This window comes from Amycolatopsis sp. CFH S0740 (genome assembly GCF_004522315.1).
In the GTDB taxonomy this organism is placed as follows: domain Bacteria; phylum Actinomycetota; class Actinomycetes; order Mycobacteriales; family Pseudonocardiaceae; genus Amycolatopsis; species Amycolatopsis nivea.
The window spans coordinates 1-23403 of sequence record NZ_SDLS01000046.1; the positions used below are offsets into that span (position 1 = coordinate 1).

The window sequence follows — 23403 nt, forward strand, 5'->3', positions numbered from 1 at the left end:
TTCCCTCAGGGTTCCCCTCACGTACGTTTGCCTTGCCCGGCGCGTCCTGTGCGCCGGGCAGCGGGGCGACGCGGCATGGGGGCCGTCAAGAAGAAAGCGTCAGCCGCTGATCCCGGTGCACGGCCGGGTGCGCAGATCGTCCACGTAATCGGCCGGGGCCCCGGCCGCCTCGGCGGCGTCCGCCAGCACCCCGAGATAGCGCGCCGAGGGCAGTCCGCCCTCGTAAGCGTCCAGGACATACAGCCAGGCCAGCACCGAGCCGTCCATCGTCTGGACTCGCAGCCGGATCTTCGTGTGCATCCCCAGCTCGCCGCCTTCCCAGCGGTCGAGCCGTTCCTCGTCGAGCGCGGTCACGTCGTAGAGCACCACGAACACCCGCGACGACGGGTCCTCGACGATGGTGGCCAGCGCGCCTTCCCACCCGATGTCCTCGCCGCCGAAGGTCAGCCGCCAGCCTTCCAGCCAGCCGGTGCCCGCCATGGGCGAGTGCGGGGCGCGCTCCAGCATCTGGGCGGGCTCCATGTTGGATCCGTAAGCGGCATACAACGGCACGCGGCACAGCCTAGCGACCCATCCGTCGCACGATCGGATGCACATGCCGTGTCCGGGCACTTCGCTTGCCGGTCAGGTTCGCCGCGTAGGGTCAGGACCACCGCCAAGCACGCGTACCTAGGAGGACCCCGGTGACCAGGATCGTGATCATGGGTGGCGGCCCGGCGGGCTACGAAGCCGCCTTGGTCGCGGCGCAGCACGGCGCCGACGTGACGATCGTCGAGCGGGACGGCCTGGGCGGCGCCTGTGTCCTTTACGACTGCGTGCCCTCGAAGACGTTCATCGCCTCGTCCGGCGCGCTCGCGAAGATGCACGACCTCGGCGAGCTCGGCATCAACACCGACATGGCGGACACCACTGTCGACCTGCCGACTGTCCACGGGCGAGTGAAAGGGCTGGCGCTCGCGCAGTCGGCCGACATCCGTGCCCGCGTGCAGCGCGAGGGCGTCCGCGTGATCACCGCGGAAGCTCGCTTCGCCGACGACGAGCCGGGTCTGGCCACCCACACGGTGGAAGTCACGCACTCCGACGGCACGGTCGAATCGCTGTCCGCCGACGTCGTGCTGATCGCCACCGGCGCGACCCCGCGCGTGCTGCCCGGCGCGGTGCCGGACGGCGAGCGGATCCTGGACTGGCGTCAGCTGTACGACCTCACGGAGCTGCCCGAACACCTCGCGGTGATCGGGTCCGGCGTCACCGGCGCCGAGTTCGCGTCCGCGTACACCGAGATGGGCGTGAAGGTCACCGTCGTGTCCAGCCGCGACCGCGTGCTGCCGCACGAGGACGCTGACGCCGCCGCGGTGCTCGAAGAGGTCTTCTCCCAGCGCGGCACCACGGTGGCCAAGCAGGCCCGTGCGGAACGCGTCGAGCGCACTGAGAAGGGCGTCGAAGTTCACCTGGCCGACGGTCGCGTGATCGAGGCGAGCCACGCGCTGATGACCGTCGGGTCCATCCCGAACACCGCCGACATCGGTCTCGACCGCGTCGGCATCGAGCCCGGGCCCGGCGGCTTCATCGCGGTGGACCGGGTGTCGCGCACGAGCGTCCCCGGCGTGTACGCGGCGGGCGACTGCACCGGCGTGCTGATGCTCGCGTCCGTGGCGAGCATGCAGGGCCGCATCGCGATGTGGCACGCGCTGGGCGAGGGCGTCGCGCCGATCAAGCTCAAGACGGTCGCGGCGAACGTGTTCACCCACCCGGAGATCGCGACCGTCGGCATCAGCCAGCAGGCGATCGACTCCGGCGAGGTGCCCGCGCGCACGATCATGCTGCCGCTGGCGACCAACGCGCGCGCGAAGATGGAAGGCCTGCGGCGCGGTTTCGTGAAGCTGTTCTGCCGCCCGGCTACCGGTGTGGTGGTCGGCGGTGTCGTGGTCGCGCCGTCGGCGAGCGAGCTGATCCTGCCCATCGCGCTGGCCGTGCAGAACCAGCTGACGGTGGACCACCTGGCGCTCACGTTCTCGGTGTACCCGTCGCTGTCCGGATCGATCACCGAAGCGGGCCGTCAGCTCATGCGGCACGACGATCTGGACTGATTTTTCCCAGCCGGGCAACCCCGTGCCGCACACCGCGTCTAGCGGGTTGAGGACGTGTGGCACGGGGAAGGAACAAGGGTGCGCAAGAGCGCGATTTTCGCGGTGGCGGCGGCGATCGGTTTGGCCGGGACGGCGGTCCCGGCGGTGGCGGCGGACGGTCCGGCCCCCGATCCGGTGACGGTGCAGCTGAACCAGGACACCGCGGTGCTGCACGGCCAGGTGAACGCCTACCAGCGCGGCTCGGACCCGAACGTGGCGTTCGCCTACTGCCCGGGTGCCAAGGCGGGCACGGCGGCGTTCAGCTCGCCCGCGCTGCAGTTCTCTCAGTACTTCTACGGCGAGATGGTCGGCGTGAAGGCCACGATGAGCGCGCACGCGAACCTAGTGCCGGGCACCAAACCCGGCAGTTATCCGCTCACCGTCACGTGCGCCGGGAAGCAGTACAACGCGACGTTCACCGTGCCCGCCGCGCAGGTGTCGCGGGTGCCCCAGGGCGCGGCGAAAGCGGGCGACGGGAGCCTCGCCGGCTAATCATCCATGCTTCGAGAAAACCGCCGGAAAATTGTTTCCGGCGGTTTTTTCGTATCCGGGGCAACCCCGGGCCGGGCGGAGGCGTCTTGGTGGTTGTCGGAACGAAAACGCCCGGACCGCAGGGGGAACTGCCGGCCGGACGCGGATTCGCCGCTGCCCGTGCGCGGCGGGAATCGTATTTTCATCAAGGGGAGTGTCATGAAGCGTACCGTTGTTTTCTCCGCTCTGGTCGCCGCCGGAATGCTTTCGGCCGCACCGGCTTTCGCCGCTGAAACGTCCACCACGCCGCCTCCGTCGAGCACCACCACCGCTCCGCCTTCCTCCACGCCGGAGGAACCGCCTGGCGACAGCGGCGGCGTGCCGAAGGCCTTCATCCGGGTGCTGCCGTCGTCCGGCCACCCCGGGGACCGCGTCACGGTGCGCGTCGGCTGCGAGGCCTCGCAAATCAAGAACCTGAGCTCGGCCGCGCTGCAGTTCGGCAAGCTGCACCCGGTCGGTCCGCAGGGCGACCCGTCGAAGGCTCCGGTCTCGCAGGGCACCGCGACCGTTCGCAACGGCGTGAAGCCCGGTACGTACCAGGTGTCGTTCTCCTGCGGCAGCGGCGACATCGCCACGAAGTTCACCGTGCTGGGCGCGAAGCCCGTCCCGAAGCCGACGCCCACGCCCGCGCCCAAGCAGGTCAGCAAGGTCCCGTCCGGCGCGCCGCAGACCGGCGGCACGGACGGGCCGGTCGCGGACAACCAGTCCGACCTCGGCCTCCCGCTCGCGGCGGGCGCGATGGGCGTGCTGGCCCTCGGCGGCACCGGGCTCGTGGTGGCGCGTCGTCGCCAGCGTGGCTGACTAGTCTCCTGGGCCTGGCTGCTTTTCCCGCGGCCAGGCCCGGGCGGATCGGGGGAAAGACGATGAGGAAGACACTCGCCGCGGCGTCCGTCGCGCTCGCCGCGCTGCTGGCCAGCTGCTCGGTCGGCGCGACGACCGCCGCACCCGCTTCCAGCGCTCCGCCGGTTTCCTCGATTGCGTCGGCGGCGATGCCGAAATCGGAGCCGGTGTCGCTGGACATCCCGAGCATCGACGCGCATTCCAGTCTCGTGCCGCTCGGCCTCAATCCCGACAATTCGGTACAGGTCCCGCCGGTCAGCAAACCCTTGCAGGCCGGTTGGTACGAAAACGGCCCGACGCCCGGTGAGGTCGGCCCCGCGGTCGTGCTCGGACACGTCGACGGGAACAAGCACAAGGGGATCTTCTACCGGCTCAAGGAAATGAAGCCGGGAGACGACGTCGATATCGCCCGCCGCGACGGCACCACCGCGCACTTCGAGGTGACCAAAGTGGACCAGGTGCCGAAGGACGTCTTCCCGACCGACGCGGTCTACGGGGACACTTCGGACCCGGAACTGCGTTTGATCACCTGCGGCGGCGCGTTCGACCGGGCCGAGCACAGCTATGTGGACAACATCATCGTGTACGCCCATCTGGTGAACGGCGGGCAGTGACCCCGCGCATTGAACAAGACGCCCCCGATTTTGTCGGTGCCCGGTGCGACACTGTGGCGGTTGGCACAATTCTGGGAGGCACGCATGATCACCAGGACAGAACCGTGGCCCGCGGGCACACCGTGCTGGGGCGACTTGATGGTGCCTGACCGCGACAAGGCGGTCACGTTCTACGAGTCGCTGCTCGGCTGGACAGTCGAATCCGGCGGCCCGGAGACCGGCTATTACGGAATGGCGCAGATCGACGGCAAGCCGGTCGCGGGCATCGGGCAGATCCCGCCGGAGCAGGCAGGCATGCCGCCGATGTGGACGACGTACCTGTCAGTGTCCGATGTGGACAAGACGGTAGCCGCGATCGCCGAGGCGGGCGGTCAGGTCATCGCACCGCCGATGGACGTCCTGACCGAAGGCAGGATGGCCATCGCGACCGACCCGACCGGAGCGACGTTCGGCCTGTGGCAGCCAGGCAGGCACTCCGGCACGCAGGCGACGCTGACGCCAGGGGCTCCCGCGTGGAACGAATGCATGACCCGGGATTTCGCCGCGGCCAAGCAGTTCTACGGCGACGTGTTCGGATACGGCTTCGGCGACATGTCCGGGCCAGGCTTCACGTACGCAACGCTGGACGTCGACGGCCGGCCGGTCGGTGGTCTTGGCGAGCTGGCCGCGGACAGCCAGGCATCGCCTGGTTGGGTGACGTACTTCTGGACCGCCGACGCGGACGAGGCCGCAGCGCGGATCCCGGACCTCGGCGGGACGGTGGTGAACCCGCCAACGGACACCCCGCACGGCCGGATGGTGATCGCGGTGGATGACCAAGGGGCGGGGTTTTCGCTGATGGCGCCGAACTCGCAGTCCGGGACCCAGGAGGGGTGGGGGTGACGGTTGGGGCCAAGGTGATGTGAGCCCTCGCCGAGGCTGGTTGGGCGAGTTGGCTGACCGGCGGGGCGGCGGATCGGCGGGCGGCGGACTTTGCGGCGCTGGGCCGTGTCGCCGGACCGCGCGGTGTGGCTGTGCTGCGCTGGGCCGTGTTGTCCGGCGGGCATGGCCGTGTGGCTGTGCGGTGCGCGGCCGTGTTGCCGGGCCGGGCGGTGTGGCTGTGCTGCGCTGGTCCGTGTTGTCCGGCGGGCACGGCCGTGCGGCTGTGTGGTGGCAGGCGTGTTGCCGGACTGGGCAGAGCCGCGTGGCTTGTGCTGCGCTGGGCCGTGTTGTCCGGCGGACAGGGCCGTGTGGCTGTGCGGTGTCAGGCCGTGTTGCCGGACTCGGCGGGGCCTTGTGGCTGTGCGGCGGTAGGCCGTGCTGTCAAGCTGGGCAGGGTCGTGTGGCTGCGCTGAGTTGGGCGAGCCGGTTTGGTGCGGCTTGCGGTTGTCGGGCCGGACTCTGCCCGGTGCCAGCCTGAGCTGAGTTCGGCGGTGTCGGGCTGCGCTGTGCCTATTCGCGGCGGGATCGGTGGCGAGGTCGGCGCGTCCGGTGGAGTCGGCAGCGCGGGCCAGAAGTACATGAGGGGAACCCTGACGGAATCAGATTCCCCCAGGGTTCCCCTCACGACCATCGGCCAGCCAAACCGCACACCGTTGCGGCGGCGGAGCCCACCGGAAAGCTCAACCGCGGCCCACCGCAGACCCGACCGGAGGGATCAGTCCTCCACCCAGTCGAAGGTCTTCGTCACCGCCTTCTTCCAGTTCCGGTATTCCTTCTCCCGCCGCGACTCGTCCATCGACGGGTCCCACTGCTTGTCCTTCGCCCAGTTGGTCCGGATGTCGTCCTCCGACTCCCAGAACCCGACCGCCAGCCCCGCCGCATAAGCCGCACCCAGGGCCGTCGTTTCGTTCACCACCGGGCGGATCACCGGCACGCCCAGGATGTCCGCCTGGAACTGCATCAGCAGTTCGTTCACGACCATCCCGCCGTCGACCTTCAGGGACTTCAGCGGGACACCCGAGTCGGCGTTCATCGCGTCGATCACCTCTCGCGACTGGAACGCCGTCGCCTCCAGGACCGCGCGCGAGATGTGGCCCTTGTTCACGAACCGGGTCAGGCCGACGATCGCGCCGCGGGCGTCGGAGCGCCAGTACGGGGCGAACAGGCCCGAGAACGCGGGCACGAAGTACGCGCCGCCGTTGTCGTCGACCGTTCGGGCGAATTCCTCGATCTGGGCCGCCGACGAGATCAACCCCAGGTTGTCCCGCAGCCACTGCACGAGCGAACCGGTGACCGCGACCGAACCCTCCAGTGCGTACACCGTGTCGTTCGAGCCGATCTTGTAGCAGACCGTCGTGAGCAGGCCGTTTTCCGACAGGACCTTCTCCGTGCCGGTGTTCAGCAGCACGAAGTTGCCGGTGCCGTAGGTGTTCTTGGCCTCGCCCGGCGAAAGGCACGCCTGGCCGAACGTCGCCGCCTGCTGGTCGCCGAGGATGCCCGCGATCGGCACTTCCGCGAGGGCCCCGCGCGGGCGGACCTTGCCGTACACCTCCGACGACGACCGGATCTCCGGCAGCATCGACAGCGGGATCCCCATCTCCGCCGCGATGTCCTCGTCCCACTGCAGGGTGTCGAGGTCCATCAGCAGCGTGCGCGACGCGTTCGTCGGGTCCGTCACGTGCACGCCGCCGTCGGTGCCGCCGGTCATGTTCCACAGCACCCAGGTGTCCATGTTGCCGAACACCAGATCGCCCGCCTCGGCCTTGGCCCGCGCGCCCTCGACGTTGTCGAGGATCCACTTGATCTTCGGGCCGGAGAAGTACGTCGCGAGCGGGAGCCCGGTCTTCTCGCGGTAGCGCTCCTGGCCGCCGCCGAGCGCGCCCAGTTCGCCGGCGATCTTGTCGGTGCGCGTGTCCTGCCAGACAATCGCGTTGTACACCGGCTTCCCGGTCTTGCGGTCCCACACGAGCGCCGTCTCGCGCTGGTTGGTGATGCCCACCGCGGCGATGTCGGTCGGCCGCAGGTCGGCCTTGGCGAGCGCGCCCGCCGCGACCGCCCGGGTGTTTTCCCAGATCTCCTCGGCGTTGTGCTCGACCCAGCCCGCCTTCGGGAAGATCTGCTCGTGCTCGCGCTGGTCGACCGCGACGACACGGCCGGAGTGGTCGAAGATCATGCAACGCGTCGACGTGGTGCCCTGGTCGATCGCGGCGACATACGAAGTCATGGATTCCCTCCGGAAAGCTGGATCAGGTCAGGTTGTGCACGGCCAGGTACACCAGCGCCGCCAGCGCGGCGCCGAGGAGCGGACCGAGGACCGGCACCCACGAGTAGTTCCAGTCCGGGTCGCGCTTGCCCTTGATCGGCAGCAGGAACGCGTACGCGATCCGCGGGCCGAGGTCGCGGGCCGGGTTGATGGCGTAGCCGGTCGGCCCGCCGAGAGAAATACCGATCACCAGCACGACGAACGACACCCCGGCGTAGCCGAGCGCGGTGTTGCCGAAGGTCGGCGTCCCGTCCGACGCGGTCTTGAACGCCGGCGTCAGCAGGATCCAGCCGACCAGCACGAAGGTGCCGATGACCTCGGTCACCAGGTTCCACGCCTTGTTCCGGATCTGCGGGGCGGTGGAGAAAATGCCGAGCGTCTCCTCCGGATTCGGATGGTCGTCGAACTGCAGTTTGTAGGTCAGCCAGCACAGCACGGCGCCGAGAATCGCGCCGAGCATTTCGCCGATCAGGTAGAACGGCACGTCCGCCCACGAAACCTTGCCCGAAATGGCCAGCCCGAGGGTGACCGCCGGGTTCAGGTGCGCGCCGGTCGGCGCGGCGAGGCTGGCGCCGGCGAACACGCCGAAGGCCCACCCGAAGGTGATGAACAGGGTTCCGGCTTGAAAGCCGTTGTTCTTTCGCAGCACGACGTTGGCCACAACGCCGTTGCCCAGCAACAGGAGCACTGCCGTGCCCAACAGTTCCCAGACGATGATCGCACCCGGACTCACGCTCTCCGCACCTCCACACTGGACAGTCTGTGCAGGGCCGATCACGTCCGGCCACAGCCTCGTCGCCGACCCCAGTCCGCGGCACGTTACCGTCGCGTACGCGTGCAATCCATAAGCCGGGCGAACCAATGTGACCATGATCGTCATGGGTTCCGCCACACGTGTCACCTCGGGGTCAGCAGACGATCACGCAAGCGTGCGATGCTGGGGAAGGTGGAGCACGAGGAGGAACGAGTGGTGACGAATCCGCGCAACGGCAGCGACCCGGCCCAGCTGGGTCCGGCGGGCCGGGAGGAATCCTGGCGGCGTTTCGGCGACGAGACCTTCGACCTGGTCGTGATCGGCGGCGGCGTCGTCGGCGCGGGCACCGCGCTCGACGCGGCGACCCGCGGCCTGCGGGTGGCTCTCGTCGAGGCCCGCGACCTGGCGTCCGGCACGTCCAGCCGGTCGAGCAAGCTCTTCCACGGCGGCCTGCGTTATCTCGAACAGCTCGAGTTCGGCCTGGTGCGCGAGGCGCTGCACGAGCGCGAGCTGATGCTGACGAAGATCGCGCCGCACCTGGTCAAGCCGGTGAGCTTCCTGTACCCGCTGACGCACCGGATCTGGGAGCGTCCGTACACCGCCGCCGGGCTGCTGATGTACGACACGATGGGCGGCGCCCGGTCGGTGCCGGGCCAGAAACATCTCACCCGCGCGGGTGCCCTCCGAATGGTCCCCGCGCTCAAGCGGTCGGCGCTGATCGGCGGCATCCGGTACTACGACGCGCAGTCGGACGACGCCCGGCACACGATGACCGTCGCGCGCACCGCCGCGCATTACGGCGCGGTGGTCCGGACCTCCACCCAGGTCGTCGGCTTCCTGCGCGAGGCGGACCGGATTTCCGGCGTGCGCGTGCGCGACGTCGAGGACGGCCGCGAGACCGAGATCCAGGCCGGCGCGGTGGTCAACTGCACCGGCGTGTGGACCGACGAACTGCAGCGGCTGTCCGGCGGCCGCGGCCGGTTCCGCGTGCGCGCCAGCAAGGGCGTGCACATCGTGGTTCCGCGCGACCGGATCGTGTCGGAGTCGGGCATGATCCTGCGCACCGAGAAGTCGGTGCTGTTCGTCATCCCGTGGCGCAACCACTGGATCGTCGGCACCACCGACACCGACTGGAACCTCGACCTGGCGCATCCGGCGGCCACCAAGCACGACATCGACTACCTGCTCGAACACGTGAACTCGGTGCTCGCGACGCCGCTGACGCACGACGACATCGAAGGCGTGTACGCGGGCCTGCGTCCGCTGCTGGCCGGCGAGAGCGAAGAGACGTCGAAGCTGTCGCGCGAGCACGCGGTCGCGCGGGTCGCGCCGGGTCTGGTGGCGATCGCGGGCGGCAAGTACACGACGTACCGGGTGATGGCGGCCGACGCCGTCGACGCCGCGGTGGTCGACCTGCCGGGCCGCCCGCCGTCGTCCATCACCGACAAGGTCCCGCTGCTCGGCGCGGACGGCTACCACGCGCTGGTCAACCAGGCCGATCACCTGGCCGCGGAGCACGGGCTGCACCCGTACCGCGTGCGGCACCTGCTCGACCGCTACGGCTCGCTGGTGCACGAGGTGCTTGCGCTCGCGGCGGACCGGCCGGAGCTGCTCAAGCCGATCGAGTCGGCGCCGGATTACCTGGGCGTGGAGGTCGTGTACGCGGCCAGCCACGAGGGTGCGCTGCACCTGGAGGACGTCCTCGCCCGGCGCACGCGGATCTCCATCGAGTACGCCCACCGCGGCGTCGACTGCGCCGAGCAGGTCGCGCAGCTGGTGGCTGGCGTGCTGGGCTGGTCGGAAGAGGAGACCAAGCGCGAGGTCGAGGTCTACCGGGCGCGGGTCGAGGCGGAGCGGGATTCGCAGCTGCAGCCGACGGACGAGTCGGCGGACGCGTTGCGGGCGGCCGCGCCGGAGGCTCGCGCGGGGCTGATCGAGCCGGTCAGCTGAGCTTTCCTCGTGAGTGCCGGGCAGAACCGGCACTCACGAGGGCTTGAGCACCCAGCGAATGAGCGTTTCCCCGCTGGGCGAGGGCCGGTCTTCGGGCCCGACCCGGCTGAACCCGGCCCGCCGCGCGACGATCTCGGACGCGGTGTTGCTTTCGTCGTGCCGATAAGCGATCTCGTGCAGGCCCAGCCGGGCGAACCCGAACTGGATCGCGGCCGAAAGCCCCACTGCCGCAATGCCTTTGCCTCGTTCGGCCGGATGCGTCCACACCGACGCCTCGGCGGTGCCGAAGTTGAGGTCCAGGTCGCGCAGCCCGACCTCGCCGAGCAGGCGGCCGGTCTCCGGCTCGGCGACGGCCCACGAGCAGCGCTCGTCGCACGCCCACTGAGCGGCGCGCAGCGTCACGTACTCGGTGGCCTCGTCGGGGGTGCGCAACCGGTAGTTCAGCACGTACCGCCGATGCTGCGGGTCCGCGAACGCCTCCATCAGCGCGGGCCGGTCGTCGAGATGCCGGTCCGCGCGCAGCTGGCGCAGGTAGTACGCGCCCGCGTTGATTTCCACGGGTTCCACGACACGAGCCTAGCCGTCCGGAGGCGGGAAATGGCTGCGTGCCGCGTCACGGCCAGGTCACCCGAAGGGGCGGGCAGCCGCGATCAGCGAGGCGGGGACACGACATCGCGCGCTGGCTGGAAGCGTTGCCGCGCAACGGACATGGCAGGTGTCGCGGCAGCGCCGAGGGCGGTCAGCTGGCTTGAGCGGGCGAAGGGATCGCCGGGAACTCCGCGTGCACGGCGGTCCCTTCCCCACGCGCGGATTCGATAGTCAGCGAACCCGCCACCCGTTGCACCCGCTGGCGCATGGCTTCCAGGCCGAAGCCGGTGCCGTCGCCGCGGTCACCGGAGGCGAAACCTCTTCCGTCGTCCCGGACGTCGAGCATGACCAGGTCGCTCGTGTAGGTGAGCGTGATGCCGATCCGGGTGGCATGTGCGTGTTTTTCCGCGTTGGCCAACGCTTCCTGCGCCACCCGGTACAGCGCGACCTCCAGCTCCGGCAACAACGGCTGGGCATCGCCTGCCACATCGGCGGTCACCTTGGCACCGGAAGTGCCGGACACTCGATTTGCCAAGCCTGCCAACGCTTCCGGCAGATGCGAGTCCGCTAATGGTTCCGGTCGCAACGCCTGAACCGCTCGGCGCGCCTCGGTGAGACTGTCCTTCGCCAGCGTGTGCACGTGGTCGAGATGCCGTTGTCGATCCGCTGCTTCGGTGGCACGGTCGGCGGCCTGCAGCTGGGTGACGATGCCGGTCAGTCCCTGGGCGACAGTGTCGTGGATTTCGCGAGCCATGCGCTGTCGCTCGTCGAGCACGCCCGCCTCGCGTGCTTGGGTGAGCAGTTGTGCGTGCAGCGCCGCGTTTTCCGTCAGCGCCGTTTCCAGCCGCGCGTTCGACTGGGCGAGTTTTTCGTTGGTGCGACGGCGTTGTTCGTTCTCCGCGCCGACGAACCACGCCACGTACAGAATCGGCCCGACGATCGACACCGCGGTGATCCATGGCGGCGACGGCTCCCAAATTCCCTTGGCCAGCAACGGAACCACTGCCGTCGCGGCCGCCGCGAAGATGCTCCAGCGGGTCGGGAACAACACGAACGCGATCGGGTAACCGATCGAAGCGAAAGCGGTGAACGGATCCACTCGCGAGGTGAGCACGGTCGCGCCAGCCAGCAGCACGACGAAAAACCCGATGGCCAGCCACGGTTTCCGCGTGCGCCTCGGGAAAACCGGGATCAGCACCAGCAGCCACAGTCCGCTCGCCGCGGTGAGAAGCAGCGTGGTGCGCCATTGCACGGGATCACCGTGTGGCTGACCGGCGGCGATGATCGTGCACACCGCGAGCGCCAGAATCCCGATCCCGGCGAACAGCGGGCCTGCCCATCGCTCGGCCTTCGGATCGACCGAGCCCGGCCGCAGCCCGATCATCGGACTCGGCCGCGTGCGTTCCGGCGGGCTCAGCGCCGCCGCCATCCGCTGAACAGGATCAGCAGCAACGGCAGCGCGAAGACGATCAGCAACCGTCCGCGAGTCACGATGAGCACGACGACCGCCAAGGCGATGGAAAGCGGCACCGAATACCGCCACACGAACGCGCCCAGCTTGCCGTTGCCCGCGGGCACGACCGGTTCCGGCCGGGCCGTGGCCAGCAGCGCGCTCGGCCGCGGCGAGGGCAGGTCGTCGAACAGCGGCACCAGTTCGCTGACCAGCTTGGCTGACGTGACCTTCGCCGAGCGGCTGCCGTACTCGTCGATGTCGAGGCGTCCGGTGCGGACGTGCTCGGAGAGGACATCGAGCGCGTCCTGGCGTTCGGCGTCGCTCAGCCGCAGGTCAGCCATGGTCCGCCTCAGCGGTCCAGCCGGCGCTGCCGCCGGTGCTCGTCGCGCATCGCGCGGAACTCCTCGCGGCGTTCCCGGTGCCGGTCGTGGTGGTGCTGGTCATGGTGCTCGAAACCCTTGCCCCAGAGCGCGCGGCCGACCGCGGTGAGCGCGATCGGCGCGAAGATCACCGGCCATCCCGCGGTGCCGGTGGCGATCAGGGCGATCGCCGCGATCCACACCAGCGGCACCAAGGCGGCGACGGCGCGTTGCCCTGCCGACCACTCCGGCTGTCGCGCGGCCACCTCGCCGGACGCCGCGGGCTGCGGCACGGGCATCGGCGGCGGTGCCGCTGGTTCCGGCGCGGCGGTCGCGCCCGCGCCGAACACCGGATGCGGCACCGGAAGATCGGTGAACAGCTCGCCCAGTTCGCCCCGGGTTTTAGCCGCGGTGATCCGGGCGGATCGTTCGCCGAACTCGTCGATGTCGATCCGTCCCGCACTCATGTGCTCACCGAGCGCATGCAGCGCGGACTCTCGCTCCTGGTCGCTGATCCGCAGCTGCGGAGACGGAACCTCAGTCACGTAGTCGATGGTAGGCCGCGCGAGCGCGCGGCACCCACGACATTCAGTACAACTTCAGTCCTTGAGCTCCAAGAGTTGCGTTCCCTGCGTGACCGCGGAGCCGATCTCGACCGAAAGCCCGGTGACGGTGCCCGCTTTGTGCGCGGTTACCGGGTTTTCCATCTTCATCGCCTCGAGCACCACGATCAGCTCGCCCGCTTCGACGTGCTGGCCTTCCTCGACCGCGATCTTCACGATGGTGCCCTGCATCGGCGCGGTGACCGCGTCGCCACTCACCGCTGCCTTCGCGCCGCCTGCCCGCTTGCGCGGCTTGGCTTTCGTCGCCGCGGGCGCGCCGCCGCCTTCGAGGGCGAACCCGCCCGGCAGCGACACCTCGAGCCGGCGTCCACCGACCTCGACCACGACGTTCTGCCGCGGCGCCTCTTCCTCGGCCTCGACGTCCGGCGCGACGAACGGCTCGATCTGGTTGTCGAACTCGGTCTCGATCCAGCGGGTGTGCACGCTGAAGCCGTTTTCGTCGCCGATGAACGCCGGGTCGTTCACGATCACGCGGTCGAACGGCAGCACCGTGGCCATGCCCTCGACCTCGAACTCGGCCAGCGCGCGGCGGCTGCGCTCAAGCGCGTTCTCCCGGTCCGAACCGGTGACGATGAGCTTGGCGAGCATCGAGTCGAACTGGCCGCCGATCACGCTGCCGGATTCGACGCCGGAATCGACGCGCACGCCCGGACCGGACGGGGCGACGAACTTGGTGACGGTGCCCGGCGCGGGCAGGAAGCCGCGGCCGGCGTCCTCGCCGTTGATGCGGAACTCGATCGAGTGGCCGCGCGGCGTCGGGTCCTCGGTGATCCGCAGCTTTTCGCCGCGGGCGATCCGGAACATCTCGCGGACCAGGTCGATGCCGGTGGTCTCCTCCGAAACCGGGTGCTCGACCTGCAGTCGGGTGTTCACCTCGAGGAAGGAAATGGTGCCGTCGACCGCGACGAGGTATTCGACGGTGCCCGCGCCGTAGTAGCCGGCCTCCTTGCAGATGGCCTTGGCGGACTCGTGGATCCGGGCGCGCTGGTCGTCGGACAGGTACGGCGCGGGGGCCTCTTCCACCAGCTTCTGGTGGCGGCGCTGCAGCGAGCAGTCGCGGGTGCCGACGACGATCGCGTTGCCGTGCTGGTCGGCCAGCACCTGCGCCTCGACGTGCCGCGGCTTGTCCAGGTAGCGCTCCACGAAGCATTCGCCGCGACCGAACGCGGCCACCGCCTCGCGCGTCGCGGACTCGAACAGCTCGGGGATTTCCTCCCGGGTACGGGCGACCTTCAGACCGCGGCCGCCGCCGCCGAACGCCGCCTTGATCGCGACCGGCAGGCCGTGCTCGTCGGCGAACGCGATGATCTCGTCGGCGTCCTTCACCGGCTCCTTGGTGCCGGGCACCAGCGGCGCGCCCGCGCGCATCGCGATGTGCCGCGCGGTCACCTTGTCGCCGAGGTCGCGGATCGACTGCGGGCTCGGCCCGATCCAGGTCAGGCCCGCGTCGAGGACGGCCTGGGCGAACTCGGCGTTCTCGGAAAGGAAGCCGTAACCGGGGTGGACCGAATCGGCGCCGGACCGCTTGGCGGCGTCGAGGATCTTGTCGATCGCGAGGTAGCTCTCGGCCGCGGTGTTCCCGCCGAGGGCGAACGCCTCGTCGGCGAGGCGCACGTGCGGAGCGTCGCGGTCCGGGTCCGCGTACACGGCCACGCTCTGCAGACCGGCGTCCTTCGCGGCCCGGATCACGCGAACCGCGATCTCGCCCCGGTTCGCGACCAGGACCTTGGTCACCGGACCGCCTGTGCTCGCGGTGTCCTGCTCGCTCACCACATACCTCCCGTGCCCCGTCGCCGAGCTGCTGGTCAACCGGGAGTCTACGGACCAGGACCGGGCCTGGATTGAGAGGTGGACCACCCAGTTCGGTCCTGTTTATACCCGTCCGGCCGGGGCCTGATGCCGCAGTTCGGCCGGTAGTTCGGAGTCGAGCACGATGACGTCGTAGGGGTTGACCTGGTGCACGAGCGCCAGGTTTTCGGTGTTGACCAGGATCCACGGCTGGTGCTCGCCGCAGCAGTCGACGAGCCGGTCGAGCGCGGTGAAGGCGACCAGCGCGGTGCGGCCGTCGGGGGTGCGGCGCAGTTCGACGTTGGCTCCGGTCTGGCCGTCGGTGGTCGGGCCGGTGGGGCCGGTGGGCAGGTAAAGGGCCGGGGGCAAATTGGGGTTCGTCACTCCGACAACATAGACGGACACGGTGCGCAAGGTCGCTTACAGTCTCGGATATGCGGACTTGGCCGAAGCGCGTCCCGCGATCCGCGCTGCTCACCGCCGTTCTCGCGGCGGTGGTCACGGCGGCGGCGCTCGTCGTGGTCGTCACGATGCGCCCGAAGCCGGACGGCGCGGAGACCATGGCGCCGAGCGAGCCCGCCGCGGCTCCGGTCGAAGCACCGTCCTCGACCTGCGGAAACGGTCCGTGCAAGCAGCTGGCGGCGGTGAGCGTCGGCGGTACCCCGGTCGTGTTGCAGGCGGATGCTTCGGGCGGATCGGGCCGGGTCCAGGTCGGACAGCAGCCGTTCGAACTGGCGATCACGAACCTGGGCGCGAAGCTGACCGCGACTTCCCTGCGCTGTATCGACGGATCGACCGCCGCGTGCCTGATCCGCGGCGACGCGGCAGGCGGTTCGTACGGTGAATTGCTGACCGAGTCCGGCGGCGTGTGGCGCGACTACGGCAAGCCGTATTTCTCTGACGCCGGCTCGCTGTCGCTCTACGACGTGAGCCAGGACGGCCGGGCGGACGTGATCGTCGTCCGGCACGAATGCCCGAAGGCGGTGTCCGGCACCCCGCGCTGCCAGGCGGCTCCGGTGGTCGCGGAGGTGTACGAACTCGACGGCGAGGTGATGGGCTGCACGAGCACCGTCACCTCGCCGTCGGATTTCCGCGGCTGGCCGGACGTCGAGCTGAAGAAAACCCAGCTGCGGCGCTGTTCCGGCAACTCCTGAGACTCAGGCGGTCGCGGGCCGGGCGGCACCGCCCTCGTCACGGTGGTTCGGGCGAGCGGTCTGGGTGTTGAGGATTTCGTCGTCGAGCAGGCCTTCGCTGCGTGCGACGATCGTCGGGATCACGATCTGGCCCGCGACGTTCGTGGCGGTGCGCATCATGTCCATGATCGGGTTCACCGAGTAGATCAGCGCGATGCCGAGCGCGACCTGCTTGGCGTCGAGTCCGATGAACGCGGTGGTCAGGGTGAGCGCGGTCAGCCAGCCGGTGGTGCCCGCGGTGGCCAGCGCGCCGACCACGGCGACGACCACGATGCCGACGTACTGGCCGAAGCTCAGCGGCACCCCGGCGAGGTTGGCGATGAAGATCGCGCCGATCGCCGGGAACACCGCGGCGCAACCGTCCATTTTGGTCGCGCTGGCGAGCGGGGTGGCGAAGGCGGCGTATCCGGGGTCGACGCCGAGGTTCACCGCGGACTGCCGGGTCAGCGGCAGCGTGGCCGAACTCGACTGCGACGCGAACGCGAACTGGATCGCGGTGCCCGCCTTGGCGAAGAACGTCAGCGGGTTCACTTTCGCGACGAACTGCAGCAGGATCGGGTAGACGACGAACAGGATCAGCAGGCAGCCGACGTACACCGCGATCGTGGTCGACAGCAGCGGACGGAACAGCGCGTCGCCGTAGTTGGAGACGGCGGCGCCGATCAGGCCGATGATGCCGATGGGCGCGAGGCGCACGATCCAGCCGAGGTAGCGCTGGACGATTTCGAAGACGCTCGTGGTGAAGTCGACGAACGGCTTCGCCTTGTCGCCGAGGCTGTAGGCGGCGGCGCCGATCACGACGGCGAGGAACAGCACCTGGAGCGTGCTGCCCTCGGCGAAGGCGGAGAAGAAGTTCTCCGGCAGCAGGCCCTTGATGAAGGCGTCCCAGGAACCCCAGTGGCTCATGCTCTTCGCAGCCTTGTCGGCGTTCTTCGCGGTGGCCGCGACCCCCTCGCCGAGCCCGCCGGAGCCGGGGTTGAACAGCTTGCCGATCGCGATCCCGATCAGCGAGGCGATGAACGACGTGATCGCGAACCACAGCACGGTCTTGCCGCCGAGCCGCGCGGCGGTGCGGCCGCCGCCGAGGCCGCGGAGGCTGTTGATGCCGACCACGATCGCGGTGAAGACCAGCGGGATCACCGCGATCTGCAGCAGGGTCGTGAAGATCGTGCCGATGTGGTCGAGGGTGTCGGTCAGCCAGCCGGCTTCAGTCGTCCGCGCGAGCACGCCGAGTCCGGCGCCCACGACAAGCGAACCGAGCACGGCCGCGGCGAACACGCGCGGCTTTGTGTACGTCCTTGCGAAGGACATGTGCCACCCCAGAGAGGTCGAGAGTTTCCGCTGACCCGGGTGCGGGCCGGAATCGACTTTCCCTGATCACTCGACCGAGTGACACATCGTCCCAATATGTGAACTAGTTCCACATTTCGGTCACGCTGACGCCCACCTCGGCGAGCAGTTGGCGCAGCAGCGGAAGACTGATCCCGATCACACTCGACGGGTCCCCTTCGACCCCCTCGACAAACCACCCGCCGAGCGCGTCGAGCGTGAACGCCCCCGCGACGTGCAGCGGTTCGCCAGTGGCGACGTAGGCGTCGATCTCGGCCTGGCTGGGGTTGGCGAAGTGCACGGTGGTGGAGCGGGTGCCGGAAGCTTCCTTGGTGCGCTGCCCGCCGTCGAGCCGGACCACGGCGTGCCCGGTGAGCAGGACGCCGGAGCCGCCCGCCATCCGAGCCCACCGCTGCTTCGCGAGCTCGGCGGTCGCGGGCTTGCCGACCATCTCGCCGCCGATGGAAAGCATGGAATCACAGGCGACGATCACGGCGTCCGGCTCGGAGACCATCTCGACTACGGCGTTGGCCTTGGCCTTCGCGAGAGCCAGGACGAGTTCGGCGGGTTCGGGATCGGTGAGCGCCGCCGCGACGGCATCCTCGTCGACACCGGACACGACAACGGCCGGGTCGAGACCGGCACTGCGCAGGACGGCGAGGCGGGCGGGGGACTGGGAGGCGAGGACTAGACGCACAGGCGAACGCTACCTCGACGGGGCGGGGTTGGGGGTGTGGCCCAGGGGGCGGTGATTTGGTGCCGCGGGTTTCGTGGCCGGATTCGCGGGGGCGGGCGTCGTGGCACCGGGTCGCGAGCCGGGCGCGAGGTCTGGCATTGAGCCGGGATCCCGGCGGGGCGTGCGCGGGGATGCCGAGCCGGTGGTTGCTGGGCGAGGAACGTGCCTGGCACGCCCGGGCTTTCTGTGCATCGGCAGACCTCGCCGCCGCGGTGGCCGCCGCGCGAGAAATTGCGTCGGGAGCCAACACCGCTGCTGTGGGACGAGAGTCGCGTGGATTGTCTCTCGCCGCCTCCCGGGCCCCGGCTGGAGCGAGCCAGCCGGGGCCCGGGGTCAGCTCGTCATCGCGCTGGTTCTGGGGTCGGGGCGGTCCGCGCGGGGGTGTGCGGCCTAGGGGCCACCCGGCGCAATGCCGCTGCTGACAAAACTCCCAGTATCAGCACCGCGATCGGCAGGATCAGTGTCGCGCGGGCGGCGTCGGTGAGTCCATTGTGGACAACCTCGCTGGCGAGGCGGCCCGCTTGGGCGGCGATGTCCGCCGGGAGGCCCGGGATGGAGGCGGGGCCGCCGGAGGAGCCGAATTCGCCGGTGGACGCCGCGGCGTGGGCGATGCCTTCGGTGAAGGGGGCGCGGTACTGCTCCGGCAGTTTCGCGGCCGCGGTGGCGGCCTCGCTCGTGATCGACGCGCTGATCCTCGCTTGCAGGAGCACGCCGATCGCGGCGCTGCCCAGGACGCCGCCTACCTGGCGGGCGGTGTTGAAGATGCCCGAGGCGGTGCCGGTGAGCCGCGGTTCTACCGACGCCATCGTCAGGTTGCTCATGGGGGAGAAGATGCAGCCGACGCCGAGGCCGCACACCAGCAGGGCCGGGATCAGTGCCCACGGGCTCGTGTCCGGTCGTGCTTGCAGCGCGATGATGCCGACGCCCGCGGCCAGCAGGGCCAGGCCGCCCATCACCAGGTACTTGCCGTTGATTTTGTCCGAAGCGCGGCCGACGAAGGGCGCGATCACGCCGGACAGCAGCGACATCGGGGCGGTGAGCAGGCCTGCCATGGTGGGGGAGAGGCCGAGGACCGTCTGGATGTAGATGATCAGCGGCAGGAACATGCCGGTCATCGTGAAGCCGACCGTGGTCGCGGTGAGCGTGCCCGCGGAGAAGTTGCGGTTCGCGAACACCTGCAGCGGGACCAGCGGTTCGCGGCGGTTGTAGTGCTGCCACAGCACGAAAGCGATCAGCAGGACCACGCCGGCGCCGATGATTTCGAAGACTGTGATGCCGCCGAACACCGTGCCCCAGTCGTACTGCTGTCCATTTTGGACACCGAAGACGACGCAGAACAGTCCGGCCGCGGACAGCAGGATGCCGATCAGGTCGAACGAATGCGAGTGCTTCGGCTGCCAGTCCGGCACCAGCCACAGCGTCAGCGCGATCGCGACGACGCCGATCGGCACGTTCACGTAGAAGATCCACTCCCAGCCGAGGTGCTGCACCAGCACGCCGCCCAGCAGCGGGCCGGTGATCGTGGCCAGGCCGGCGACACCGCCCCACGCGCCCATCGCCGCGCCGCGCTTCGCGGGCGGGAACAGGTGGCTGATGAACGCCAGCGTCTGCGGCGTCATCAGTGCGGCGCCAAGGCCTTGCACGGCACGGGCGGCGATCAGCATCTCGACGTTGCCGGAGAGACCGCACCACAGCGACGAAGCGGTGAACACCACGAGCCCGGCGACGAACACGCGCTTCGGGCCGAAGCGGTCGCCGAGGCGGCTGGTGAACAGCATCGGCACGGCGTAGGTGAGCAGGTAGACGCTGATCACCCACACCACCGAGTTCAGCCCGGCGTCGAGGTGCTGCAGCATGGCGGGCACCGCGATGGACACGATCGTGGTGTCCAGCAGGATCATGAAGAACCCGATGCAGAGCGCGCTGAGCGCGGCCCACGGGTTAACCGGTCTTGCGTTCATGGTTTTCCTTGAGCTTGAGTTTCTTGTCCTGGAAAGGGATCCGGCCGCTGTCGAGGTCCGCGAACAGCTGCTCGATCCACGCGAGCTCGAACTTCCGCTGCGCCGCGCTGAACCGGAAGTCGAGCCAATAGATTTCGGGGGTGCCGTCGGCTTCCAGCCGCTCGAGGATCACCTGGTCAGCGGCCACGCCCGCGCGCAGCCGGGTGATCCGGTGCTCCAGTTCGAGCAGCGCGACGTCGCGTCCGAGGTCGTCGATCACGGCGAGCCCGCTGAGCACGTCGCTGTAGTCCGGCACCACGTCGCCCAGCATTTGCCGGGCGCGTTCCTGGAAGGCGTCTTTGCCCGCGGCCGTCATTGCATACACCGTGCGCTCCGGCCGTTTGCCGTCCCGCTGGGTTTCGACCACATCGACGAACCCGTTGCGCTGCAACCGATCCACGGTGTGGTAGAGCGAACCGGCCTTGAGCTTCACGCGGTTTTCGACGTGCCGTTCCCGCATCAGCTGGGCCATTTCGTACGGGTGCATCGGCCGCTCGTGCAGCAGCTCGAGCACGGCGACGCCCAGTGCCGTGAGCTTGGCCGCGACCATGACGGTTCCTCCAGAAGATCCAATCGAGTGACCCAACGTGGGTTATTCCACGTGGACTATACGGTGTGGAGCAAGCTGCGGTCCAGTGTGATCCGCGCTGGTGAGCAGCTTGTCGCTGACGGTGACGGGTGGTGCGTGATGGGGCGAGCGTAACCGCGACCACCGACAAAAACCGGCGATCGCCTGTTCGACCGCCGTTTTCCGACCCGTCGCGGAACCTGATCGAACGCCGCCGATCCGCGTTCACCGCAGTTGGCAGCACGACCAAAGCGGCGGGCCGCGGCGTCCTCTCCTGACGCCGCGGCCCGCCGCTCCCTGTGTGCTGTTGTGGTTCAGGACATGACCGCACCGCCGTCGACCGCGATGGTCTGACCGGTGATGTTGGCTGCCTTGTTCGAGAGCAGGAACCCGACCGTCTCGGCGATGTCGGCCGGGGTCTGCGGGCGTTTCATCGGGACCATCCGGTCGACGAACCCGGCGAAGAGCTGTTCCGGAGTGGCGCCGGCCGCGGCGGGATCGTTCGCGACCATCTGCTCGGTGGCGCTCCGCCACATGTCAGTCCAGATCAGACCGGGCATGACCGCGTTGGCCCGCAGCCCGGTGGGAGCGCCGGCCCGGGCCACCGCGTGCGTCATTTCGAGGACCGCGGCCTTGGACGCGCCGTAGTCGGCGATCGTCTCCATTCCGAGGCGGGCGCCGATCGAAGCGATGTTGACGATCGCGCCGGGGCGGCCGGCGCGGCGGCGGAGAAGTTCCTGGCACGTCAGGAAAGTCCCGCGAGTGTTGATCGCGAACGTGCGATCCCATTGCCGCACGGTCAGCTCGGTGAACGGGGTCAGCACGCCGCCGACGCCCGCGACGTTGGCCAGCGCGGTGACCTCGCCGAGTTGTTCTTCGGCAAGGGAGAACGCGGCTCGCACCGACGCGTGGTCACTGACGTCGCAAACGGCGTGGGCGACTCTGGCACCGCCGACGGCCAGCTTCGCCGCGGTCTCGGCGAGACGGCCGGAATCGATGTCGGTGAGCAGGACCGCGTGCTCCTCGACCAGCCGGGCGGCGATGGCGGCGCCGAGACCGCCCGCGGCCCCGGTGACCAGTGCGACGCTCACGGCAGGACCTTCTCGATCTCCGGGGCGAGCAGTTCGGCGGCCCGCGCCGCGGTGATGATGTCGGCCGGTTCGAGCGGGATGATCTCCCGCGAGGCGGTGTCCTCGTAGACGTGCTCGCCGATCAGCCTGCAGTTTTCGTCATAGGGCCAGTGGAACGCGAGCGTGCGCTTGAGCAGGTGCATGTCCCCGGGATCGTCCCCGGCCCGCACCGAACCGAAGACGGTGTCGCCGAGCATCGCGCCGGGCACGAACTCGAAGAACTCCAGCTCGCCGGAGAATCCGCGGTCGTTGACCGCGATGTCCTGGTTGCTGACCCACATGACCAGTGCGTTCGCCTCGATCAGAGACTGGTAGAACGCCTTGACCTCGGCCATCCCGTCCAGGATCAGCGAGGTGCCGGACTCGTGGATGCGGTAATGCGGGTGCTCCACGGTCATGGTCGGCGCCAGCAACTCCTCGTAGCGTCCCGACACCTCCAGCAGGGCGTGCAAGCGGTAGTTCTTCAGGATCGCGCGGTGGCGCGGGTTGTCGGTTTCCGCGATCTGCTTCTCCAGGCTTGCGAACATGTTCTGGAAGTCGTGCTCGTAACGGCTCACCGTTGCTCCTCGTCGAGTCGGTTCGGGGTAGCCCCAACCCTGGGCGCGCCGCACGGGAAGGTCCATGACAAGCCTGTCGCCTCCCGTGAACTCATCGGTTAACCTCGCAGGTCACCGTCCCGAGGAGTCGGCGTGGACCTCAACCTGCATCTCGTGCGCTACCTGGTCGCGGTCGTCGACGAGGGGCACTTCGGCCGCGCGGCGGACAAGCTCTACGTCAGCGCCCCGGCGTTGAGCCAGCAGATCCGCAAACTGGAACGCACGCTCGGCGCCGAACTGCTGGACCGTTCCGCCCACCCCGTCCGTCCCACCCCGGTCGGCCGCCGTTTCCTCGACGAGGCACGGCAAGCACTGGCCGCGGCCGACCGTGCCGTCGCCGCCGTCGAGGCCCACCGCCGGGAACTCGCCGCCACGCTGCGGGTCGGCTTCATGAGCGCCTCGGCGGGCCCGCTCGTCCGGAACATCGTCGACACGGCACGGCGCGAGGAGCCCGGACTGTCGATCCGGATGGTGGAGCTGCCGTGGTCGCAGCAGGCCACGACGGTGCGCGACGGTGAAGTCGACGCCGCTTTGGTCCGGCCTCCCATTGCCGACGCTACGGGTCTCCGCCTCGACGTCGTGCACCATGAACCCCGGGTCGTGGCGCTGCCGGTCACCCATCGCCTCGCCTCGAGGGACGCGGTCGAACTCGCCGACCTCGACGGCGAAATCCACCTCACCGACGACGACGCCGACCCCGCCTGGGTGCGCTGGTGGGCCTGCGATCCCCGCCCCAGCGGCATTCCCGTCCGCTACGGCCCGTCGGTCCGCACCATGGACGAGATGCTCGAGGCCGTCGCGGGAGGGCAGGCCATCGTGATCACCGGCAGCTTCGTCGCTGACGGCTATCGCCACCCGCACGTCGCGTTCGTCCCGATCATCGACGCCGAACCTTGCCCGATCTCCCTGTGCACCCGGGCCGCCGACACCTCGCCGCTCGTCGGAGCATTGCGCAATGCAGCACGCGCACTGCGTCCTCCGCAGACGGACGGCGTCGACAACTGACTGGTTGCCCGCAGCGAGAGAGCCGGGCCAGGATCG

The 23403-nt window shown here is 69.3% G+C and carries 23 protein-coding genes; 8 read left to right on the forward strand and 15 right to left on the reverse strand.

The window, feature by feature from the left end; translation table 11 throughout:
• Positions 1–99: 99 nt before the first annotated feature.
• Positions 100–552, reverse strand: a complete 453-nt coding sequence (locus EIZ45_RS42835; RefSeq protein ID WP_183124553.1) for a gamma-glutamylcyclotransferase — start codon at positions 550–552, stop codon at positions 100–102.
• Positions 553–683: 131 nt separating this feature from the next.
• On the opposite strand from EIZ45_RS42835, the gene EIZ45_RS42840 reads away from it, so the two are divergent.
• The 5 genes from EIZ45_RS42840 to EIZ45_RS42860 all read left to right on the forward strand — a co-directional run bounded on the left by EIZ45_RS42840 (position 684) and on the right by EIZ45_RS42860 (position 4993).
• Complete coding sequence (locus EIZ45_RS42840) at positions 684–2087, forward strand: NAD(P)H-quinone dehydrogenase (protein WP_134669312.1); 1404 nt, start codon at positions 684–686, stop codon at positions 2085–2087.
• A 78-nt stretch (positions 2088–2165) separates the two neighbouring features.
• Complete coding sequence (locus tag EIZ45_RS42845; protein ID WP_043831840.1) at positions 2166–2618, forward strand: hypothetical protein; 453 nt, start codon at positions 2166–2168, stop codon at positions 2616–2618.
• Between the two features lie 198 nt (positions 2619–2816).
• Positions 2817–3458 (forward strand): hypothetical protein, encoded by a 642-nt coding sequence (locus tag EIZ45_RS42850; protein ID WP_205670287.1) that lies wholly within the window; start codon positions 2817–2819, stop codon positions 3456–3458.
• Positions 3459–3520: 62 nt separating this feature from the next.
• Complete coding sequence (locus EIZ45_RS42855; protein ID WP_134669316.1) at positions 3521–4111, forward strand: class F sortase; 591 nt, start codon at positions 3521–3523, stop codon at positions 4109–4111.
• A gap of 84 nt (positions 4112–4195) precedes the next feature.
• A complete protein-coding gene (locus EIZ45_RS42860; protein ID WP_134669318.1) occupies positions 4196–4993 on the forward strand; it encodes a VOC family protein in 798 nt (265 codons plus the stop codon).
• Positions 4994–5747: 754 nt separating this feature from the next.
• Here the strand turns inward: EIZ45_RS42860 and glpK are convergent.
• A complete protein-coding gene (gene glpK / locus EIZ45_RS42865) occupies positions 5748–7256 on the reverse strand; it encodes a glycerol kinase GlpK (RefSeq protein WP_134669320.1) in 1509 nt (502 codons plus the stop codon).
• 22 nt (positions 7257–7278) lie between these two features.
• Positions 7279–8028, reverse strand: a complete 750-nt coding sequence (locus tag EIZ45_RS42870; RefSeq protein ID WP_037816065.1) for an MIP/aquaporin family protein — start codon at positions 8026–8028, stop codon at positions 7279–7281.
• Positions 8029–8229: 201 nt separating this feature from the next.
• Here EIZ45_RS42870 and EIZ45_RS42875 point away from each other — a divergent pair, with 201 nt between their 5' ends.
• On the forward strand, positions 8230–9999 hold the full coding sequence (locus EIZ45_RS42875; RefSeq protein WP_106961289.1) for a glycerol-3-phosphate dehydrogenase/oxidase: 1770 nt from the start codon (positions 8230–8232) through the stop codon (positions 9997–9999).
• 33 nt (positions 10000–10032) lie between these two features.
• Here EIZ45_RS42875 and EIZ45_RS42880 read toward each other — a convergent pair whose 3' ends face one another.
• The 6 genes from EIZ45_RS42880 to EIZ45_RS42905 all read right to left on the reverse strand — a co-directional run bounded on the left by EIZ45_RS42880 (position 10033) and on the right by EIZ45_RS42905 (position 15215).
• Complete coding sequence (locus EIZ45_RS42880; RefSeq protein WP_205670288.1) at positions 10033–10566, reverse strand: GNAT family N-acetyltransferase; 534 nt, start codon at positions 10564–10566, stop codon at positions 10033–10035.
• 172 nt (positions 10567–10738) lie between these two features.
• A complete protein-coding gene (locus EIZ45_RS42885) occupies positions 10739–12016 on the reverse strand; it encodes a sensor histidine kinase (protein WP_134669322.1) in 1278 nt (425 codons plus the stop codon).
• Positions 12001–12381 (reverse strand): DUF1707 domain-containing protein, encoded by a 381-nt coding sequence (locus EIZ45_RS42890; RefSeq protein ID WP_067589759.1) that lies wholly within the window; start codon positions 12379–12381, stop codon positions 12001–12003. Before EIZ45_RS42890 ends, EIZ45_RS42885 begins: the two co-directional genes overlap by 16 nt.
• An 8-nt stretch (positions 12382–12389) precedes the next feature.
• Positions 12390–12944, reverse strand: coding sequence for a DUF1707 domain-containing protein (locus EIZ45_RS42895; RefSeq protein WP_037816059.1), 555 nt, complete (start codon positions 12942–12944; stop codon positions 12390–12392).
• 54 nt (positions 12945–12998) lie between these two features.
• Positions 12999–14792, reverse strand: a complete 1794-nt coding sequence (locus EIZ45_RS42900; protein WP_134669324.1) for an acetyl/propionyl/methylcrotonyl-CoA carboxylase subunit alpha — start codon at positions 14790–14792, stop codon at positions 12999–13001.
• A 102-nt stretch (positions 14793–14894) separates the two neighbouring features.
• Positions 14895–15215 (reverse strand): SAV_915 family protein, encoded by a 321-nt coding sequence (locus tag EIZ45_RS42905; RefSeq protein ID WP_106961290.1) that lies wholly within the window; start codon positions 15213–15215, stop codon positions 14895–14897.
• A gap of 29 nt (positions 15216–15244) precedes the next feature.
• On the opposite strand from EIZ45_RS42905, the gene EIZ45_RS42910 reads away from it, so the two are divergent.
• Positions 15245–15964: a hypothetical protein gene (locus tag EIZ45_RS42910; RefSeq protein ID WP_037816055.1), complete on the forward strand. Its 720-nt coding sequence runs from the start codon at positions 15245–15247 to the stop codon at positions 15962–15964.
• Positions 15965–15967: 3 nt separating this feature from the next.
• Here EIZ45_RS42910 and EIZ45_RS42915 read toward each other — a convergent pair whose 3' ends face one another.
• From EIZ45_RS42915 to EIZ45_RS42940, 6 genes are all read right to left on the reverse strand, one after another.
• Positions 15968–17314 (reverse strand): dicarboxylate/amino acid:cation symporter, encoded by a 1347-nt coding sequence (locus tag EIZ45_RS42915; protein WP_167756713.1) that lies wholly within the window; start codon positions 17312–17314, stop codon positions 15968–15970.
• A 103-nt stretch (positions 17315–17417) separates the two neighbouring features.
• On the reverse strand, positions 17418–18029 hold the full coding sequence (locus EIZ45_RS42920; protein ID WP_134669326.1) for a nucleoside triphosphate pyrophosphatase: 612 nt from the start codon (positions 18027–18029) through the stop codon (positions 17418–17420).
• Between the two features lie 380 nt (positions 18030–18409).
• Entirely contained in the window at positions 18410–20029 is a 1620-nt protein-coding gene (locus tag EIZ45_RS42925; RefSeq protein ID WP_134669328.1) for a DHA2 family efflux MFS transporter permease subunit, read from the reverse strand.
• Positions 20010–20618: a PadR family transcriptional regulator gene (locus EIZ45_RS42930; RefSeq protein ID WP_134669330.1), complete on the reverse strand. Its 609-nt coding sequence runs from the start codon at positions 20616–20618 to the stop codon at positions 20010–20012. Before EIZ45_RS42930 ends, EIZ45_RS42925 begins: the two co-directional genes overlap by 20 nt.
• A gap of 332 nt (positions 20619–20950) precedes the next feature.
• The gene (locus EIZ45_RS42935) at positions 20951–21727 is read right to left on the reverse strand and encodes an SDR family NAD(P)-dependent oxidoreductase (RefSeq protein WP_134669332.1); all 777 of its coding nucleotides are present in this window, start codon (positions 21725–21727) and stop codon (positions 20951–20953) included.
• Positions 21724–22323 (reverse strand): hypothetical protein, encoded by a 600-nt coding sequence (locus EIZ45_RS42940; RefSeq protein WP_037816047.1) that lies wholly within the window; start codon positions 22321–22323, stop codon positions 21724–21726. The genes EIZ45_RS42935 and EIZ45_RS42940 overlap by 4 nt, the downstream gene beginning before the upstream one ends.
• A 132-nt stretch (positions 22324–22455) precedes the next feature.
• On the opposite strand from EIZ45_RS42940, the gene EIZ45_RS42945 reads away from it, so the two are divergent.
• Complete coding sequence (locus EIZ45_RS42945; RefSeq protein WP_037816045.1) at positions 22456–23367, forward strand: LysR family transcriptional regulator; 912 nt, start codon at positions 22456–22458, stop codon at positions 23365–23367.
• The last annotated feature ends 36 nt before the right edge of the window (positions 23368–23403 follow it).

Excerpts from the sequence above, each read along its gene's own strand:
- EIZ45_RS42855 (WP_134669316.1), top strand. The coding sequence starts at position 3,521 with ATGAGGAAGACACTCGCCGCGGCGTCCGTCGCGCTCGCCGCGCTGCTG.
- EIZ45_RS42915 (WP_167756713.1), bottom strand. The coding sequence starts at position 17,314 with ATGTCCTTCGCAAGGACGTACACAAAGCCGCGCGTGTTCGCCGCGGCC.
- EIZ45_RS42875 (WP_106961289.1), top strand. The coding sequence starts at position 8,230 with ATGCTGGGGAAGGTGGAGCACGAGGAGGAACGAGTGGTGACGAATCCG.
- EIZ45_RS42885 (WP_134669322.1), bottom strand. The coding sequence starts at position 12,016 with ATGGCGGCGGCGCTGAGCCCGCCGGAACGCACGCGGCCGAGTCCGATG.
- EIZ45_RS42890 (WP_067589759.1), bottom strand. The coding sequence starts at position 12,381 with ATGGCTGACCTGCGGCTGAGCGACGCCGAACGCCAGGACGCGCTCGAT.
- EIZ45_RS42930 (WP_134669330.1), bottom strand. The coding sequence starts at position 20,618 with ATGGTCGCGGCCAAGCTCACGGCACTGGGCGTCGCCGTGCTCGAGCTG.
- EIZ45_RS42860 (WP_134669318.1), top strand. The coding sequence starts at position 4,196 with ATGATCACCAGGACAGAACCGTGGCCCGCGGGCACACCGTGCTGGGGC.
- EIZ45_RS42925 (WP_134669328.1), bottom strand. The coding sequence starts at position 20,029 with ATGAACGCAAGACCGGTTAACCCGTGGGCCGCGCTCAGCGCGCTCTGC.
- EIZ45_RS42910 (WP_037816055.1), top strand. The coding sequence starts at position 15,245 with ATGCGGACTTGGCCGAAGCGCGTCCCGCGATCCGCGCTGCTCACCGCC.
- glpK (WP_134669320.1), bottom strand. The coding sequence starts at position 7,256 with ATGACTTCGTATGTCGCCGCGATCGACCAGGGCACCACGTCGACGCGT.
- EIZ45_RS42850 (WP_205670287.1), top strand. The coding sequence starts at position 2,817 with ATGAAGCGTACCGTTGTTTTCTCCGCTCTGGTCGCCGCCGGAATGCTT.